The organism is Desulfovibrio porci (assembly GCF_009696265.1).
Taxonomy (GTDB): Bacteria; Desulfobacterota; Desulfovibrionia; order Desulfovibrionales; family Desulfovibrionaceae; genus Desulfovibrio; species Desulfovibrio porci.
In genome coordinates, this window is the sequence record NZ_VUMH01000014.1 from 66,252 (window position 1) to 83,245 (window position 16,994).

At 62.0% G+C, this 16,994-nt stretch carries 12 protein-coding genes; 1 reads left to right on the forward strand and 11 read right to left on the reverse strand.

Annotation, left to right across the window (positions count from 1 at the left end; translation table 11 throughout):
* Nucleotides 1–204: 204 nt before the first annotated feature.
* The 10 genes from FYJ44_RS12375 to topA all read right to left on the reverse strand — a co-directional run bounded on the left by FYJ44_RS12375 (nt 205) and on the right by topA (nt 15,922).
* Nucleotides 205–999, reverse strand: a complete 795-nt coding sequence (locus tag FYJ44_RS12375; RefSeq protein WP_154512598.1) for a helix-turn-helix transcriptional regulator — start codon at nt 997–999, stop codon at nt 205–207.
* Nucleotides 1,000–1,221: 222 nt separating this feature from the next.
* A complete protein-coding gene (locus tag FYJ44_RS12380) occupies nt 1,222–1,812 on the reverse strand; it encodes a hypothetical protein (protein ID WP_229772694.1) in 591 nt (196 codons plus the stop codon).
* A 139-nt stretch (nt 1,813–1,951) separates the two neighbouring features.
* Complete coding sequence (locus FYJ44_RS12385; protein WP_154512600.1) at nt 1,952–3,505, reverse strand: efflux transporter outer membrane subunit; 1,554 nt, start codon at nt 3,503–3,505, stop codon at nt 1,952–1,954.
* Nucleotides 3,502–6,705 (reverse strand): efflux RND transporter permease subunit, encoded by a 3,204-nt coding sequence (locus tag FYJ44_RS12390; protein WP_154512602.1) that lies wholly within the window; start codon nt 6,703–6,705, stop codon nt 3,502–3,504. The genes FYJ44_RS12385 and FYJ44_RS12390 overlap by 4 nt, the downstream gene beginning before the upstream one ends.
* Before the next feature lie 6 nt (nt 6,706–6,711).
* Nucleotides 6,712–7,830 carry an efflux RND transporter periplasmic adaptor subunit gene (locus FYJ44_RS12395; RefSeq protein WP_154512604.1) on the reverse strand — a complete coding sequence of 373 codons (1,119 nt, stop codon included), beginning with the start codon at nt 7,828–7,830 and terminating at the stop codon, nt 6,712–6,714.
* A gap of 606 nt (nt 7,831–8,436) precedes the next feature.
* Nucleotides 8,437–10,173 carry a methyl-accepting chemotaxis protein gene (locus FYJ44_RS12400; RefSeq protein ID WP_154512606.1) on the reverse strand — a complete coding sequence of 579 codons (1,737 nt, stop codon included), beginning with the start codon at nt 10,171–10,173 and terminating at the stop codon, nt 8,437–8,439.
* 391 nt (nt 10,174–10,564) lie between these two features.
* Nucleotides 10,565–11,218 (reverse strand): IS1595 family transposase, encoded by a 654-nt coding sequence (locus tag FYJ44_RS12405; RefSeq protein WP_154510531.1) that lies wholly within the window; start codon nt 11,216–11,218, stop codon nt 10,565–10,567.
* A gap of 479 nt (nt 11,219–11,697) precedes the next feature.
* Nucleotides 11,698–12,327 (reverse strand): thioredoxin, encoded by a 630-nt coding sequence (locus tag FYJ44_RS12410; RefSeq protein ID WP_154512608.1) that lies wholly within the window; start codon nt 12,325–12,327, stop codon nt 11,698–11,700.
* Between the two features lie 186 nt (nt 12,328–12,513).
* A complete protein-coding gene (locus FYJ44_RS12415; protein WP_154512610.1) occupies nt 12,514–13,689 on the reverse strand; it encodes an XdhC family protein in 1,176 nt (391 codons plus the stop codon).
* The gene (topA, locus tag FYJ44_RS12420) at nt 13,682–15,922 is read right to left on the reverse strand and encodes a type I DNA topoisomerase (RefSeq protein WP_154512612.1); all 2,241 of its coding nucleotides are present in this window, start codon (nt 15,920–15,922) and stop codon (nt 13,682–13,684) included. Before topA ends, FYJ44_RS12415 begins: the two co-directional genes overlap by 8 nt.
* A gap of 236 nt (nt 15,923–16,158) precedes the next feature.
* On the opposite strand from topA, the gene FYJ44_RS12425 reads away from it, so the two are divergent.
* Nucleotides 16,159–16,866 carry a hypothetical protein gene (locus FYJ44_RS12425; protein ID WP_154512614.1) on the forward strand — a complete coding sequence of 236 codons (708 nt, stop codon included), beginning with the start codon at nt 16,159–16,161 and terminating at the stop codon, nt 16,864–16,866.
* A 22-nt stretch (nt 16,867–16,888) separates the two neighbouring features.
* Here FYJ44_RS12425 and FYJ44_RS12430 read toward each other — a convergent pair.
* On the reverse strand, nt 16,889–16,994 hold a 106-nt coding region (locus FYJ44_RS12430; protein WP_154508122.1), incomplete at its 5' end, for an integrase core domain-containing protein.

The window sequence follows — 16,994 nt, forward strand, 5'->3', positions numbered from 1 at the left end:
GCGAATGCACACTCTTAATATTAATCTGCACTGGCAACTCACACCGGCTCGGACAGGCCGGTGTTTTTTCTCCTCAATTTTCAGATAGCGCCTTTTTCAGGCGCGGTGCTTGCTGAAATCTGACAAAATCTGTCGCCAATCGGACAAAAAAATAAAAAGCCGGACAACCGCAGGCTGTCCGGCTCCCGTGAAAAGGCACTGAAATTATCTGCCGTTGCGCGTCCGAAACACGCGGCCCGGCGTACGGCCGAAGACCTGCTTGAAGGTGGAGATAAAGGCGGAAACCGAGGAATAGCCGCTGTCCAGAGCCACGTCGGTGACGCTTTCGCCCTGCTTCAGACGGTCGTGGGCGGTCTGCATGCGCTGGCGCTGGCGCCAGGTGCGGAAGGAGGTGCCGGTTTCCCGGCGGAACAGACGGGCCAGATTACGCTCGGACATGCCCAGGCGCTCAGCCCATTGCGCCAGGGAAGTGGCCGCGCCGGGCGTTGTGAGCAGAGCCGTGCACAACTCCACCAGGCGGTGGTCGCTGGGCATGGCCAGAGGCTGCGCCACTTCCGGCAATTCCAGCAGCAGGTCCAGAAATACGCCCACCTGGCGGCCACGGGCATCCTCGCCATAGGGATAGGGTTGCGGGGTGAGATGCAGCAACAGCTCGCGCACTAGGGGCGTGACCTTCATCACGTGGCAGCGCGCGAAGCGCTCCACCCCCAGCAGCACACGCTGGTCAATCCAGAGGGAGCAATCCCTGGCCTCGCAGGGCACATACCACTCATGCCGACAGCCGGCCGGCACCCAGACGGCCCGATGGGGCGGGGCCAGCCAGTTGCCCTGCTTCGTGCACATGACCATACAGCCGTGCCCGGTGTAGGCCAGCTCGCCCCAAGGATGCGCATGAGGCTTGCTCCAGGTGTCGGGAGGAAAATCGTCATTGAACCAGAATACCGGTCTGGTGACCGGATCAAAAGGCGCAAGATAGCTTTTGGCTTCCAGAGGTTCCATACAAAAATCCATGGATGGAAAGGCACGCCGGAGGAATCCGTCAACGCGGACGGCGGCCTGGTGAGAATCGCCTTTGAACCGCTCTATTTTTTCAACGGTTCATTCAGCCGGAAAGGCAGGCGGCGGAGCGGTGTGGGTGCGTCTCATCGCTGAAAATGCGCCGAAAATTGTTTCTCAGAGCAATTTGCCATTGAAAATACCTGCTTTCAATGCGGAACCGCTCTAGAAATCCAGTTTGAACTGCATGCCAAGCCCCAGGGCCGAATCCGGCTGACTGTTACTGGCGCTGTGATCCCGGTTCTGTTCGTCCTTCAGAATCAGCTCCGGTCCCACGCTGATGCTCAAATCATCCCCGGCTTCCACATCCGCGAAAGCCCGTACCACATGGCGGCTTTCCAGCGGCAGGCTCTCGTCGGGTCGCGCGCCCTCCGCCGGCAGGCGTTCCCGCCAGGCGGAAGTCTCGTTCTCAACACTGAGGCCCAGGCCGTTCTTCGGCTTTTTCTTGCTGCCGCTCGCCGCGTTAAGAGCATTGTCGATGCCCGGCGCGGTATTCATGGCCTTCTTCCCGCCCCCGGCGCCGCTCACGGCCCTCTTGTGCAGATTCTGCGCCGGCGTGCCCTGCCGCCAGATGGCCGAATTGCGGTCCTCGGACTGGCCGAAGGCCCAGGCCGAACCGTGCAGGGCCTGCGTTTTCCGGGCGGCGGCCTTGTCCCGCTTTCCGGCGGCCGACGCCGACGGCGCGCCTTTCTGCTCCGCAGCCGGCACATCCGGCCGCATGCCGCAGATCAGAAGCGCAAGCGCGGCAAGGATCATTATCACTCTCTGCTTCATCATGATCTTTTTTACTTCAGCCCGCGTGCTTCTGTAAAGCCCGGCCTGTCCGCCTCCACGGCCGGAAGCGGGAAACGTAAAAACCCCGGCCTGGGCCGGGGTTTTTCAGTCTGCGTGAAGCTTAGTTGCCGTTCGACGCGGGTGCGGCGGCGGGCGCCGTTTTGCCCACGCCGGTTTCTTCCTGCAACAGACGCTCGGTGTTGACCACCGGGAAGCTCGGGCTCTTGCCCGGATCAGCCCAGCCGCCGCCCAGCGCCATGCACACGCTGACTACCGCGTTGAGGCGGTCGCGCAGGGCCGCGGCCAGTTGCAGCTCGGCGGAGAAAAGCTGGCGTTCGGCATCCAGTACGGTCAGATAGTCGGTATAGCCGTTGTCGTATTGCAGGCGGGCGATGTCCACGGCGCGGCGCAGGCTTTCCACCTGGATCTGCATGCTGCGCACAATGGCGTCCGCCTCGCGCTGGGAGGTAAGCGAGGTGCGGATATCCTGGAAGGCAGTCTGCACGGTCTTCAGATACACCGCGATGGCGGCTTTTTTCTGCGCCTCGGCGTCCTTCAGGTTGTACCAGTTGTTGCCGAAGTCCAGGATGGGCAGCGTGCCGCTGGCGCCGTAGCTCCAGGCCGCGGACGGATTGATGAAAAGATTGCCCACAGCCGCGCTGAGCGTGCCCAGCATGCCCGTCAGGGAGATGGAGGGGAAAAACTGGGCGCGGGCCACGCCGATATTGGCGTTATAAGCCATGACCAGGTATTCGGCGGCGCGCACGTCGGGACGCCGCTCCAGCAGTTCGGAGGGCAGACCGGCGGGCAGCACCGGAGGCGAAGGCAGCATGCCGATGGCCATGCCGCGCGGCATGGCGCTGTTGATGATGTCGCGCGGCGAGCGACCCAACAGCACGGCCAGCGCCGCTTCGGCCTGATCCACCGCCACGGTGCTGGTGTGCACCTGGGCGCGGGCGGTTTCCACCTCGGCCCTGGCCCGCTGCCAGTCAAGTTCGGTGATGTCGCCCTGCTTGTAGCGGCTGGTGTAGATGCCGAAGGCGTCTTCGCGGCTCTTCAGGGTACGCCGGGCCGTGTCCAGCTGCATGTCCAGGGCCAGCAGGGCGAAATAGCCCTGAGCCGTCTGCCCGGCCACGGAAAGCCGCAGGGCCTCATGTCCCACCACGCTGTTCATCAGCACGTCGCTGAGCATGGTGCGGTTATTGCGGTACTTGCCCCAGAAATCCAGCTCCCAGGAGGCGTTGAGCGAACCCTGGTAGTTGGTGTTGGTGCGGTCGGCCTGAGTGCTGTAATTGGCGACCCGGGTGGACGAGCTTTGCGAGCTCGCGCCGCCGTCAGCGCTGACATACGGGAACAGGGCGGATGTGGCCACGCCCACCTGCGCCGCGGCGGAGTCGATCCTGGCCAGGGATTCGGCCAGATCCTGATTGTTTTTCAAGGCTTCCTCGACCAGGGCCGTGAGCACAGGATCGTTGAAGCGGGTCCACCAGTCCGTGTTCAGCGGCGCGGACCCCAGATCCACCTTCCGCCACTGTTCGGGAATGTCCTGTTCAGGCCGCTCATAACGCGGCGCCAGCGAGCAGGCGGAAAGCAGCAAGGCGAACGTCGCCGCCAGCGTCAGCGCGCGGATCGCGGCAAAAGCCGGAGCCCGACGGATTGTATAGGGGGCGTTCATATGTCCTCCGGATCGTCGTCATAACGGCTCTTGCCTTCATTGGGGTCTTTCTTGCCCTGCAATTTCAGCGAAAGCTGCATAATCGTCTTGAAGAAGTACGGTACAAAGAGCGTGGCGATGCAGGTGGCCGCCAGCATGCCGCCGATGACCGCCGTGCCGATGGCGTGACGGCTGTTGGCGCCCGCGCCGGAGCTGATGGCCAGAGGCACGCAGCCCAGAATGAAGGCCAGGGAGGTCATCACGATGGGCCGGAAGCGCAGGCGCGAGGCGTGCATGGCGGCCACGTCCAGACTGCGGCCGTCGCGCCAGGACTCCACGGCGAATTCCACGATCAGAATGGCGTTTTTGGCGGCCAGGCCCACCAGAGTGACCAGGGCCACCTGGAAGTACACGTCGTTGGAGAGATCCCGGAACCAGGTGGCCGCCAGCGCGCCGAACACGCCGAAAGGCACGGCGGTGAGCACGGCCAGGGGCAGGGACCAGGACTCGTACTGGGCGGCCAGGATCAGGAAGACCATGACCAGAGCCAGCACGAAGATGAGCGTGGTGTCCGCGCTGGCCAGCTTTTCCTGCAGGGCCGACCCCACCCAGCCCAGACTGAAGTCGTTGGGCAGCACCGCGTTGGCGGCCTGCTCCATGGCGTCCAGGGCCTGGCCCGAGGAATAGCCGCTGGCCGGGTTGCCCAGGATGTGCGCCGCCGGGAACACGTTGTAGCGCTCCATGACCTGGGGCGCGGTGCGCCGCTCCAGGGTCATGACGGCGGTGAGCGGGATCATCTCGCCCTTGTTGTTGCGCACAAAGACGTCGTTGAGCGATTCCGGCAGCATGCGGTAGGCGGCCTCGGACTGCATGCGCACCTGGAAGGTGCGGCCCATGTAGTTGAAGTCGTTCACGTAGGTCGTGCCGAAAGTGGCCCCCATGGCCGAGAACACGTCGCTGACGCTCACGCCCATGTCCTTGCAGCGTTCGCGGTCCAGATTGGCGTAGAGCTGGGGCGCGCCGGTGGAGAAGAGGTTCTGCACATTGCCGATGGCCGGATACTTGGGCGTGCCGTCGGCGTTTTTGGACATGGCCTCGGCCACCATTTTGTTGGCGTTGGCTTCCAGATCATAAATGGTGCCGTCGCCGCGCATCTGGATGTAGCCTTCAAAACCGCCGGTGGTGCTCATGCCGCTGATGGGCGGCGGCGTAAAGCCCAGCACCACGGCTTCGGGCTGCATCATGGTCACGGCCATGACCTTCTTGGTCAGGGCCTCGGCGGATTCATCCTCGCCTTTGCGCTCGCTCCAGGGCTTGAGCGTGGCGAAAAAGGTGCCGTAATTGCTTTTCACCGATATGGAGGTGATGTCGAGACCGTTAATGGTGGCGACGTGGGAGGCCGAAGGCTGCTTGAGCACAAAGTCGCTCAGCACTTCCGTAACCGCCGTGGTCCGATGCTGGGAAGCGCCGTCGGCCAGGATGGCCATGCCCAGGATATAGCCCTGGTCCTCATTGGGCACCAGGCCGCCGGGCACCACCTTGAGCAGCCAGACGATGGCCACCACCATCAGGGCGAACAACGTCATGGCGCGCAGGCTCGAATCCTTGATGAAGCGCACGGTGCGCAGGTAGCGGTGGGTCACCCGCCCGAAGGCGTAGTTGAACCAGACAAAGGCGCGCGGCGGCGTATAATCATGGGCATGAGGCTTGAGCAACAGGGCGCAGAGCGACGGGGTGAGCGTCAGGGCCACAATGCCCGAAAGCACCACGGACACCGAGATGGTGATGGCGAACTGCTTGTACATCTGGCCCGCCAGACCGCCCATGAACGACACGGGGATGAACACCGCGCAGAGCACCAGCACGATGGCGATAACCGGGGCCGTGACCTCGTTCATGGCCTTGGCCGTGGCCTCCTTGGGCGGCAGGTGCTCGGAACTCATGATGCGCTCGACGTTTTCCAGCACCACGATGGCGTCGTCCACCACGATGCCGATGGCCAGCACCATGCCGAAGAGCGTCAGGGTGTTGATGGAGTAGCCCAGGGCGTACATGCCCGCGAAGGTGCCGATGATGGACACCGGCACGGCGATGCAGGGAATCAGGGTGGCCCGCCAGTTCTGGAGGAAGACGTAAACCACGATGAACACCAGGATCATGGCTTCCACCAGAGTGCTGATCACCTCTTTGATGGATTCCATAACAAAGTCGTTGGTATCCACCACGATCCTGTAGGACAGCCCGTCGGGCAGGGTTTTGGCGATCTCCTTCAGGCGGGCGGTAACCCGCTCGCCCGTGGATATGGCATTGGCGCCGGGCAGCAGATAGACCGCGCCCATACGCGCGGGCACGCCGTTGAAGCGGGAACTCACGCTATAGTCCTGGCCGCCCAACTCGATGCGGGCCACATCCTTGAGGCGCAGCATGGCGCTGTCCTCGCCGGTGCGGATGATGATCTCGCCGAACTGGTCGGGCGTGATCAGACGTCCTTCGGTATCAATCTGCCAGGTGAGCTGGGTGGAGGCCGGTGAGGGCATGTCGCCCAGTCGGCCGGGCGCGAACTGCGAGTTCTGATCCTGGATGGCCTGGGCCACCTCGCCCACGCTCAGGCCGTATTTGGCCAGCTTGTCCGGCTGAAGCCAGATGCGCATGGCGTAGCTCATGGAACCGAAGATCGAGCAGTCGCCCACGCCGGGCACGCGCTTGAGCTCGTCCACCACGTTGATCTGCATCCAGTTGTGGATGTAGACCTCGTCGTAGCGGCCGTCAGGCGAGTAATAGGAAAAGGCCTGCAACATGGCCGGGGATCTTTTGACCACGGTCACGCCCTGACGGCGCACCTCTTCGGGCAGCAGGGTCTGGGCCAGGTTAACCTTGTTGTTGACGTTGACCAGCGCCATGTCCGGGTTGGTGCCCAGAGCGAAGTAGACGCTGATGCTGCCCGAACCGGAACCGGAAGCGGCCGTGGACGTCATGTAGAGCATGTTTTCCACGCCGTTGATGTTCACTTCCAGCGGGGCCAGCACCGTGCCCGCGATGGTTTCAGCGGAGGCGCCGGGATAGGACACGCTGACCTGCACCGTGGGCGGCACGAGGTCCGGATATTGGGCAATAGGCAGCGCCTTCATGGCCAGCGCGCCCACCAGGGTGATCACGATGGAAATGACGGCCGAAAGGACCGGCCGGCGCAAAAAGAGATTCGGCTTAGCGGAAGCGGCCATATGTACCTACTTTTGAGCGGCGGGAGCCTGAGCCTGCTGCTGTTGGGCGGCAGGCTCCTGCACGCGCACCTGGGTTCCGGGCCGGGCCTTGACCAGGCCCTCGCTGATGATCCTTTCGCCGCCCTTGAGGCCGGAGTCCACCAAATAGCGGTCGCCCACGGCCACGCTGAGGGTGACGGGGATGGCGTATACTTTGTTGTCCTTGTCCAGACCCATGACCAGCGAACCTTTCTGGGTCAGCACCACGCACTTCTGCGGGATGAGCACGGCGTTCTTGAGCACGTCGCCTTCCATGTACAGGCGCACATACTGGCCGGGCATGATGTGGCCGTCGGCATTGGCGAAGACCGCGCGGGCCTTGATGACGCCCGTGCTGGGCTGCACCTGGCTGTCGATGAAGGTGACTTCGCCCTCGCCCTTGTACAGGGTGCCGTCCAGCAGGCGCAGCCGCGCCTTGTAGCGCCCGTTTTCGGGGAACCGCAGCCGCCCGGCGGCGGCCAGCTGCTGGCGGCGCATGCGTTCGGGCGCGGCAATGGAAAAGTCGATATACATGGGATCGGTCTGGTTCACATAGGTGAGCAGAGAGTTGTTGCCCACCAGATTGCCGGGGGTGAAGTTTTCCTTGCTGCTGTAACCGGAAACCGGGGCCGTCACCTGGCAATAGTCCAGATTGATCTTGGCCTGGCGCAGTTCAGCCTTGGCGCTTTCGTAGGCGGCGCGGGCGGAATCGCGTTCTTTTTGGGAAACGGCGTTCTTTTCGTAAAGCGGGCGGATGCGCTTCCATTCGCGCTCGGCATTGTTGAACTGCGCCTCGGCCTGCTGGACCTTGGCTTCGTACTGGTCGCGCTCCAGCTGGAACATGAGCTGGCCCTGCTTCACGAAATCGCCTTCCTCATAGAGGCGTTTTTCAATAATGGCCTCCACCCGGGCGCGCACTTCCACGGCGCGCGAACCCGAAGCCTGGGCCTGGTATTCGGCGGGCCAGGGCACGTCGGCCACGGTCACGTCAAAGACGGCCACCGGGGGCAACATGGCCTGCTGGGCCTTTTTATCCTCGCCGCAACCGGCAAGGGCCAGGCAAAGGCCCAGGACAAGGGAAAGAAAAATCAGCGGTCTCATGGTCATGCACTACTCCGTTGCGAGCGGCGCCTTGGCGCGCGCTGAAAAAGCCTTTTCGGCTCGGGGGCCCCGCGTTGAAGGCGCGCGTCCGCCCCGCGCGGACGTTCATCAATGTCGATGCCGTTAACGCGGCGTTGCCGCGCGGCGGCTCCGTCCCGCGGTTTTGAGCTTGAAATGTGCCGCGGCGCGTCCGAAACTCAACCGGCCGACCTGCGGCCGGCACGGCTTCATCGCAATACGGACATGTCGGCGAACGAACTGCGCCCGAACGGGATCCGGGCGCGGATTCCGTAAACGGGGGCTCAAACAGCCTTCTAAAAAGCATATTCCAGGGGAAAAAGCAAGAAACGGGCCAAGAGACAGCGGAAAAGTTATAACGGCAAATTTCTTGCTATTTCAACTAGTTATCCCCCCGCGTCCCATTTTTATAACCAGCTGAAATAACAGATGAAAAAAATTCAAAAAAATACGGCCAACGCCCCCTCAGAACGCTTTAGCGCCGGAATGCGTCGCTCCGTGGAGCGGCATTCCGGCGCTAAATCCTTATGCTGCTGTATTGCCCGCCCCGGCGTAGGCCGGGGCGGGCAAGGCTTTTCATGTCAGGGCTTCGTCCTACCCCCGCTTCATGGCCTCAATCAGAGTCGTCAGGCCCTGCGCCTGCTGGGCGAGATCGGACACCGCGCGGGAGGCCTCTTCCATGGCTCTGGCCGTCTCACTGGCGATGGTGTTCACCTGATTGACGGAATTGCTGATTTCCTCCGAGGCGGCGGACTGTTCTTCCGAGGCGGCGGCTATGCTCTGCACCTGTTCCGCAGTCTGGTCGGCCATGTCCACGATTTCCTGCAGGGCCTTGCCGGATTCCTCGGCGAAGTTCGTCGTCGCCTCAATCATGCTCACCGCGTTGTCCACCTGGGTCATGCTCCGGCTGGTGCTTTCCTGAATGAGCTTGATGGCGTTGCCCACATCCGCCGTGGAGGCCATGGTCTTTTCAGCCAGCTTGCGCACTTCGTCGGCAACAACCGCGAAACCGCGTCCGGCCTCGCCGGCGCGGGCCGCTTCAATGGCCGCGTTCAACGCCAGCAGGTTGGTCTGGTCCGCGATGTCCGAAATGACGCTCATGATCTGGCTGATGGACTGCGCATGATGGGAGAGTTCCGCCATGGCATCCTTCAACGCCAGCGATTCCCGCTGGATGTCTTGCACGCTCTTGACGGCCTGGCCCACGACGGTGGCGCCTTCCTGGGCCTTCTGACGGGTGTTCACCGACACCTCGGAAGCGAAACCGGCATTTTTGGCGACTTCCAGAACGGTGGCGTTCATCTCTTCCATGGCCGACGCGGTTTCGGCGGCCATGCTGGCCTGTTGCTCCGCGCCGCGCCCCGACTGCTCGATTTGCGCGGAAAGCTGGCTTGAGGCCGAGGAAACCACTTGGGCGACCTGTTCCAGCTTGTCGGCCGCCTCCAGCATGGCCTCGGTCTTCTGCCGCGCCTCATTGGAGGACTCTTCCGCCTTCAGCAAAGCCTCTCTGGCGTTTTCCGACTCCTTGGCGGCCCGTTCGGATTCCTGCCGGGCATTGGCGATCTGCTCTTCCAGAGCCCCCACCATGTTCACGATATCGCCGTATACCCCGATCTGCGGGCTGCCGTCGGCAATGTTGTAATCGCCGGAGGTGACGCGCGCGGCGATGGCGGCCAGTTCGCCGGGATCCTTGCCCAACTGCTTCTGCACGCCCCTGATGATATACAGGGTCAGCAGGAAGCCCAGCAAGGTGACCGCGACCAGCAGGCTGATGGTGAGTATGCGGGCGTTCGCATACTCGGCGGCGGCTTCGGCGGAGGAGCGGTCCACCACGCCATTGGCGATATCAATGAGCTTGGCAAGCTCCAGTTTCATGTTGTCGAACTCATTTCTGGTCTTGTCCAGCAGACCCCTGGCCTCTTCCGTACGGTTGGCCTTGGACGTTTCAAGAATTTTTTGATATTGGGACAGATACTCGTCCCAGAAGGTCATGGCCTTCCGGAGTTGTTCCCTGGTCACATCCGTTTTCAAGGTATTGTCCAGCAGGTTCCGCAATTTGACGGACTGCGCCAGAAGCTCGTTCATCGTGCCTTCATAGCTGGCTTTTTTCGCCTGATCGTCAGTATAAATATGGCGTATTTCGTTGATGCGGAAATCTGAAGCGAGCGTGTTCATCTGGTTGGAGTAAAGTATGGCCGGGAGATAGGTGTTGTCGAACGTGCTGGTGCGGCTGTAAAGCCCTTCCATCTGGAACAGGCTGTAAATCCCGAACCCGAACAGCGCCAGGATGATGACCCCTATCGTCATACCCAATTTTACGGAAAGTTTCATAGAGCCTCCTCACTTTTTCCATGCCGGAATACAAATTCAGGGTTGAATGAACAAACACACGGGGATACGCGGCTATGAAATAACAACTTCCGATGGCTCTCCTTTCCCTTGAGAGGAGAGGGGAATACCGGACGGCAAAGCGCTCCGGTCAACCGCGACGCGGTGATGCGGCGATCATCCGAAATATTTTCCGCCGGTTACGGGCGTGGAAGACGTGTCTCTTCCCAAAATGATTACCGCGCGCCTTGCAACTTAAACACTGGATGCGACTATTTTCTCTATATATCGCGACTAACCCCACAAAAACAGCCAGCCATTGTGGATTATTATCGGGAAATTTCAGAAAACCATAATGGTATCGTAAAAAATTTTGGGGCTGTCCTAGCTAAGACTAATGTTTAGCTTGTTTTACCCAATAAGTTAGCTCAGTTAGGAGTTGTTTATGATTGCCCCCATTGAAGCGCCATTCGCACTCCTTGAGGAACCAGTAAAAGTGTTCAGGCTTGATACCGTTAAAGCGACGTAAGTGTCTTTTGGCCTGATTCCAGAAATTTTCTATTCCGTTGATATGATTATATTGTTCCGCAAACTTCTGGGAATGATTGATGCGATGATGATGGAATCCGTTGATATCCAGGGCGTTGTAAGCTGAAAACGTATCCGTATAGACTATGCTGTCAGGCTCCACCTGTTCTCTGATGATAGGCAGAAGTGTTTCCGTACGGGCATCGGGAATGATTGCCGTATAGACTCTGCCGTTTCTCTTCAGCAGACCAAAAACGGCTATTTTTCCGGCAGCTCCCCGTCCTCGTTTACCTTTTCTTACTCCGCCAAAGTAACTCTCATCAGCTTCTATCTCACCGGACAACCGATAACTGGGGAGATGGGAAGCAATAAGACGGCGCAAGCGCATGAAATAGGATGCGGCTGTGTTACGGTTTACTCCTACCATTTCTCCGGCAGCCCTTGCCGTAGCGCCTGCCACAAAAAATTTTATGAGTTCGGTCTGTTGCCGATTACTTAGTCTGCTGCGCCTTTCATACATGGCGTTATCCTAGCTCTTTTTTCTTAGCTAGGACAGCCCCAAAATTTTTTCACATATCGGCAATCAAGCAATATTTAGTAATTTCTGTAACACGGGAGGGAGAGGACTGGAAGAGGAAGGATGAAAGCATACGAATCAGATCGGATTTCGCTCAAAGCGTTTCGACACCTTCAATAAAGCGTGCCGCGGAGCGGATCATCTTTGAAAAATATAATATTTCAAAGATGATCCGCTCCGCGGCACGTACTGCACGCGATATTTGTGTGCGGAGGCCAGCGCCCGGAACAGGCTTAACAGAGGCAGACAGAAAGGGGGAAAAAGCGCATCGGCTTCAGGCTTTTCGTATTATTGTCGAAATACGGTAAATTTGTATAATGTCCCCCCGCTCACGTTCCGGCCGCGCCGCTGACATTTGTGGGGATCAGAGAATCAATCGGGGGCCGCCCCAAAGCAAAGCCCGTTTGCTCGCCTTTCGTGCTTCAACTGTCCTCGCCGTCGCCTTCTTCCTCCAGGCGGGCGCGCATATGCCGGGCCTGCCGACTGGCCATGTTCAGAAAAGCGACCCACCAGATGGCGTTTTTCAGCAACTGAACGCGCTGAAAACGATGCCGCTCGTCGCCGGTGCGCAGGGAAGTGATTTCCAGGGTTTTTTCGCTGCCGATTTCGCTGACAAACGCGATCCGTATGGCCGCGCGCTGGATGGTTTTGAGCTCTCCGGGCGAAAAGAAGCCGAGAATCTTGCCGCAAAGCTCGGTGGCCCGCAACGAGGTGGTGGGCTGCTCCGAGTCGCAGTCAAAGTCATACGGCCGGCCGTTGATCAACAGGTCCACGCGGGCAATGTTGGCCAGATTGATCTTGCTGCGGTTGATCACCTTGCTCTGGCGCAACATGCGGTAGTAGAAGGCGCCGTATTCCTCGGAAGCGCCGATGATCACCGTGGTCTGCGCGTCCGGAGAAAAAACGCCGATGCTGGCCGTCATGCGCGAGGCTTCGGCAATTCCGGCCTTTTCCTCGGCGATCAGATTCTGCAGGCGGGCGGACCGACGCTTGGTTTCCAGATAGAGAAAAAGCAGAAAGGCGATCAGCAACGCCCCTAAGGTAACTTCCATGCTGAGAGTCTCCCTTTCTGGACCTAGCCTTGCCCGGACGTAAATGTCAAGACCGGTTCGGCATATGCCCGGGGCAGACGCATCCTGCTCAGAGCGGGCGGGCAGAGGGGGAAGGCCGCCTGCATCAGACACGCTGTAACATTGCGGTCGGATTGTAAAAATCCGTCTCTACCGCGCGGACGGCGCTCAGTCCTCAAAGCGCAGGCGCTGCAGGGTGCCGGCGCGCGCGGCCAGCAGTTCGGCCACCACGGACACGGCGATCTGACGCGGCGTCTCCGCGCCGATGGGCAGGCCGATGGGGCAGCGCACCGCCGCCAGTTCCGTGTCCGGCACGCCCTGAGCGCGCAGAAAGGCGTAAACCTGTTCCCGCTTGGCCTTGCTGCCGATCATGCCGATATAGGAGGCATGGCTGGTCAGGGCCTGGGCCAGGGCCTCCCGGTCGAAACTGTGCCCGCGCGTGACAATGGCCACATAATGCCGCCGCCCAATGCCGCAGGCCTCCACCAGATTTTCAAAGCCGGGCAGGGTCAGGCAGCGCCGGGCCATGGGAAAGCGCGCCGGATCGGAAAATTCCGGGCGGTCGTCGACCACGTCCACCACAAATCCGCAGGCCTGGGCCAGCCCCGCCACTTCCAGGGACACATGCCCGCCGCCGCAGAGCAGCAGCACGGGCGGCGCGTCCAGAGGCTCCACATAGACGGCCCGCTCTCCGAGGCTGAGCAGACCGGCCTTGTTTTTGAGCTCTTCCAGCAGGGGAAGGGCCGCATCCAGATCCACGCGCACGGCCGGGGAGCCATCCAGTCGCGCAAAGCCTTCCGGCCAGACCTCCGGGCAGACTTCCGGCAGGGTCGCCAAATGCAGACGGCGCTGCGGCAGACTCTCGCGGCTCACGTCCACGGTCCAGACGCCCCGCCCGCCCTCGCGCAGCACTTGGTCGGCCAGGGCGAACAGCCCGGCCTGTTCCGGCGTGAGCGCCTCGCAGAGCACTTCCATGCTGCCGCCGCAGACCATGTCGCTGGCCGGGGTCAGACCGGTGAGATCGCAGAAAACGCGGGCCGAAATGCCGCTCTCCAGGCTCTGGCGGGCGGCCTCCACGGCGCGGGCCTCCAGCGCGCCGCCGCCCACCGTGCCCTCCAGTCCGGCCGGGGTGAGCAGGGCGCGGGTGCCGGCATGACGCGGGGCCGAACCTTCACGGCTGATGACGGTGAGCAGCACCGTGGGAATCCCCGCCTCCAGCAGGATGGCCAGACGGGCCTCCAGACTGTCCTCGCCCGCCGGGGGCGGAACATCCGGCGGGGCGGGCGGGCGGGGCGTCTCCGGAACAGGAGTCGGGACGCTTTCCTTTTTGGCGCTCTTACGCATCGCCGCCCTCCTTCACATAACCGCAGCCCTTGACCGGACAAATGACCTTGACCCCGTCCCGGCTCTTCTTCTCCACCAGATAGGGAGAATCGCAGCGCGGGCAGGGGCCGGGCACAGGCTTGTCCCAGAGAGCGAAATCGCACTGGGGATACTGGTCGCAGGAATAAAAGATCTTGCCGCGCTTGCTGCTCTTTTCCACCAGACTGCCCTTGCCGCAGCGCGGGCAGGGCACGCCCGTGGAAAAGGGCGCGGCATAGTCGCAGGCCGGATATCCCGTGCAGGCGATGAAACGGCTGCCGGTACGCGATTTCTTGATCACCAGATCCTTGCCGCAGCGCGGGCACTGGCCCACTTTTTCATACTGCGGCTTTTCCTGGGCCACGGCCTCCACCTTGCCGTCCTCGGTGCGCGCGAAATTGCTGGTGTAGCGGCATTCCGGATAGCCGGAACAGGCCAGAAACGCGCCCGCCTTGCCGAACTTGATCAACAGGGGCTTGCCGCATTCCGGGCAGGGCAGGTCCGTGGGCAGGCCGCCCTTGAGACTCTGCATGTTCTTGGCCGCGGCCTCCAGGGTGGGGTTGAAATCCGCCGCGAAGGCGCGCATCAGGTCCACCCAGTTTTCGCCGCCCTCGGCCACCTTGTCCAGACCTTCCTCCATCTGGGCCGTGAAGCCCACGTCCATGAGCCTGGCGAAATGCTCCACGAGTTGGCGGCAGACCACCCGCCCCAGGTCCGTGGGCACAAAGTGGCGTTCGGTCAGCTGCACATAGTCGCGGTCCTGCAGGGTGGAAATGATGGCCGCGTAGGTGGAGGGCCGGCCGATGCCCAGCTCTTCCAGCTCGCGCACCAGACTGGCTTCGCTGTAGCGGGCCGGGGGCTGGGTGAACTTCTGCTCCTTGTCCAGTTTGTTCAGGATCAGGGTTTGCCCGGCCGCGAGCGGCGGCAGTTCGGCGTCCGCCTCCTCCTTGCCGCGCGGCAGCACGGCCAGAAAACCGGAAAAGAGCAGACGCTCGCCCTTGGCGCGCCAGAGGGTATGGGCGCAGGCGATCAGGGCCGTGGTGTCGTGGAAGCGGGCCCCGGCCATCTGCGAGGCCACGAAACGCGACCAGATCAGGCGGTAGAGATTGTACTGCTCCGGCGGCAGATACGGTTTGACCATGTCCGGCGTGATGGTCACGTCCACCGGGCGGATGGCTTCGTGGGCGTCCTGGGCTCCGCCTTTGGCCTTGTAGATGCGGGCCTTTTTGGGCAGATGGTCCTGGCCGAAAGTCTGGACGATAAAGTCCCTGGCCGCCTGGCGCGCCTCGTCGGCAATGCGCGTGGAGTCCGTGCGCATGTAGGTGATCAGGGCCGTGAGCCCCTTGTCGCCCAGCTCCACGCCTTCATAGAGGCGCTGGGCGATGTTCATGGTGCGCTTGGCCGTGTAGGACAGGCGCTGGTTGGCCGCCTGTTGCAGGGTGGAGGTGATGAAGGGCGGCTGGGGGGCGCGTTCGCGCTCCTTTTCCTCCACGCTTTCCACCACAAAGGGTTTGCCCCTGAGCGCGGCTTCCAGGCTGTCCGCCTGCTCCGCATTGCTGATGACGGCCTTTTTGCCGCTGATCTTGACCAGTTCCGCTTTGAACGGCGGCGGCGCGGCGGCGGCGAGCAGCGCCTTGAACAGCCAGTATTCCTCGGGCTTGAAGGCTTCACGCTCGGCCTCGCGCTCCACGATCAGGCGCAGGGCCACGGACTGCACGCGCCCGGCGGAAATGCCGCGTTTGATGGTTTTCCAGAGCAGGGGCGAAATCTTGTAGCCCACCAGACGGTCCAGCACGCGCCTGGCCTGCTGGGCGTCAAAAAGATGGCCGTTGAGCTCACGCGGGTGCTCCAGGGCTTCCTTGACGGCCTTGGCCGTGATCTCGTTGAACTGGATGCGCTTGATATCCTTGGCCTTGTCGCGAATCAGCTCAGCCACGTGCCAGGCGATGGCCTCACCCTCGCGGTCCGGGTCGGGGGCCAGATAAACCGTATCGGCCTTGGCCGCGGCGGCGCGCAGTTCGCTGACGACATTTTTCTTGTTTTCAATCACTTCGTAATGGGGCGCAAAGTTATTGGCCTCGTCCACGCCCAGGGAGCTGGAGGGCAGATCGCGCACGTGGCCCACGCTGGCCTGCACCGTATACTGCGGCCCCAGAAATTTTTTGATGGTCTTCACCTTGGCCGGGGATTCCACTATGATCAACTGCTTGCCCATGCGCCGTCCTCATCCGGATGCCGGGCGCTGCCGCGGGGGGCCGCCGACGCTCCGGGTTCATTGCATTTATTATTGTAGGGGCAAGATACGACAAACGCGGGCGGCGTCAAGTGCGGCGGCCGGGCGGCCCTCCGCTGACACGGCCCCTCCGGCTGGACAGGCGCGTCCATCTGGGCTACTGAGATAATGCCAGTCGGTCCGGGACGTTGCCCGGACACGGCCCCAAAGGACTGTATATGCGCGCGTTTCATTGGTCATGCCGCCATCTCCTGCCGCTCTGCCTGCTGCTTCTCGGTCTGCTGGCCGCTTGCGCCGGACGTCAGGCCGGGGACGCCGCTGCGGGACAAGACGGCATGGGGGGCGGCGCCCCGGTGCAGGGGCCTTTCGATCCCCTGCCGCGCGTGTCCGTCAGATCCGGCCAGAGCGTGCACGTGGCCGTCAGCGGCGGCGAGCCCAATCTGAACGCGGATCTGCAATCCATGCTCACGGCCTACATCCAGAGCGAGCGCGGCCTCACCCCGGCCGACGCGGCCAACGCCGCCGACATTCTGGTACGCGTGCGCATTGAGGATATTTACCCGCTGGGTTCCAAAAACGAACCGGTCAGCGCGGGCAAGGCCCTGGGCGGCGCGGCCACTGGAGCCATGCTGGGCATGCTGCTGGGCAGCGCCGTGGACGTCAACGGCCGCAGTGGCGCGGGCTGGGGAGCGGGCGGCGGCGCATTACTGGGCCTGGGCGTGGCCATGCTGGACAGCCGGGGCAAAAGCAAGGTCTGGGGCCTGCGGGCCAGGGTGGGCATCCGTTCCGACGGCCGAGAACCCGCTGAGACCGACATGCGTCAGGTGGCCGTCAGCGCCGAGGGGTCGGACATGGGCCGTGAGGACTGTCTGCCCGCTCTGGAGGACAAGCTGAGTCTGGAAGTGCTCAACGCCCTCGCGCCCTAGGTGTAGAGTGTCAACACGTTGTTCACCCTCCGCTCAGCCTTGAGGCTGGAGGTTTTCTGCCAAGAGCCGTATGCGGACGCACAAAGTTGTAGCGATGCGTCCAGACCGGCAAGTTCGCTGTTCTTTTC

Coding starts and splice junctions, on each gene's coding strand:
- FYJ44_RS12425 (WP_154512614.1), top strand. CDS start 16,159: ATGCGCGCGTTTCATTGGTCATGCCGCCATCTCCTGCCGCTCTGCCTG.
- FYJ44_RS12390 (WP_154512602.1), bottom strand. CDS start 6,705: ATGGCCGCTTCCGCTAAGCCGAATCTCTTTTTGCGCCGGCCGGTCCTT.
- FYJ44_RS12400 (WP_154512606.1), bottom strand. CDS start 10,173: ATGAAACTTTCCGTAAAATTGGGTATGACGATAGGGGTCATCATCCTG.
- FYJ44_RS12380 (WP_229772694.1), bottom strand. CDS start 1,812: ATGATCCTTGCCGCGCTTGCGCTTCTGATCTGCGGCATGCGGCCGGAT.
- FYJ44_RS12385 (WP_154512600.1), bottom strand. CDS start 3,505: ATGAACGCCCCCTATACAATCCGTCGGGCTCCGGCTTTTGCCGCGATC.
- FYJ44_RS12375 (WP_154512598.1), bottom strand. CDS start 999: ATGGAACCTCTGGAAGCCAAAAGCTATCTTGCGCCTTTTGATCCGGTC.
- topA (WP_154512612.1), bottom strand. CDS start 15,922: ATGGGCAAGCAGTTGATCATAGTGGAATCCCCGGCCAAGGTGAAGACC.
- FYJ44_RS12410 (WP_154512608.1), bottom strand. CDS start 12,327: ATGGAAGTTACCTTAGGGGCGTTGCTGATCGCCTTTCTGCTTTTTCTC.
- FYJ44_RS12405 (WP_154510531.1), bottom strand. CDS start 11,218: ATGTATGAAAGGCGCAGCAGACTAAGTAATCGGCAACAGACCGAACTC.
- FYJ44_RS12415 (WP_154512610.1), bottom strand. CDS start 13,689: ATGCGTAAGAGCGCCAAAAAGGAAAGCGTCCCGACTCCTGTTCCGGAG.
- FYJ44_RS12395 (WP_154512604.1), bottom strand. CDS start 7,830: ATGACCATGAGACCGCTGATTTTTCTTTCCCTTGTCCTGGGCCTTTGC.